At 70.2% G+C, this 883-nt stretch carries 1 protein-coding gene; it reads left to right on the forward strand.

The genetic code is table 11. The annotated features are described in order from the left end of the window. Positions 1-37: 37 nt before the first annotated feature. Positions 38-883: DUF222 domain-containing protein (locus tag FHJ30_RS21210; RefSeq protein WP_139031219.1), on the forward strand; the 846-nt coding region annotated here is incomplete at its 3' end.

Below are 883 nucleotides of genomic sequence, written 5' to 3' on the forward strand. Positions count from 1 at the left end.
GCCCAATAATGTCGGACCCCCTCACGATGATGGAGGTATGGATTCGAACCCGGTGGTGGTGCAGGCGGAGGAAGCGCTTGATGCTTCGGTCGCGGCGTTTATGGCTGCGCTGGGTGGAAGTTCTGGCGTTTCCGCTGGCTGTGGTGCTGGCGGGCATGATGATTATCCGCTGCAGCGGATTGCTGATGCGGCCCTGGAAGTCCTTGGTGGCGTGGCGCGGTCGGAAGCGAAGTTGGCGGCGACGAAGGCGCTGGCCGCTGCAGTCCTTGCCGGGGCCATGAAGGCATTGAACCCTCCGCCGGTCTCCCCGCACGAGGCCACGGCGCAGGACCGGAGCCTGGTGGCCGAAGTCGGGTGCGCACTGGCCATCGGGGACCGGGCAGCCGGAGCGCTGTTGGCCGAAGCCCATGCCTTGACCACGTCCCTGCCCCGGACCCTCGCCGCCCTGCAGGCCGGGACCATCTCCTGGGCCCACGCCCGGACCATGGTGGACCAGGCTGTAAGCCTGGCCCCTGCCGCGGCAGCGGCCCTGGAAGCGCACTTCCTGGACCCGGACGCCCCGAGCGCGGTCCGCGGGTGCCCGGTCGGGGAGATGCCGGCGTACCGGTTCAAGGCCCGGGCCCGGGCCTGGCGGGAACGGCACCACCCCGAAAGCCTGGAGAAACGGCACGCCAGGTCCGCCGCGGACCGGCGGATCGAGTACTGGCCGGACAACGATGCGATGGCCTGGGTGGCCGCCTACCTGCCCGCGGACCAGGCATCCGCGATCTGGAACCGGCTCACCGCCATCTCCCGGGGAAGGCAGGGACCGGACGAGGCCCGCACCCTGACCCAGCTCCGGGCCGACACCTTCGCCGAAGCACTTCTCACCAGCGGGAACAGC

This window comes from Arthrobacter sp. BB-1 (genome assembly GCF_006151685.1).
Lineage (GTDB): Bacteria > Actinomycetota > Actinomycetes > Actinomycetales > Micrococcaceae > Arthrobacter.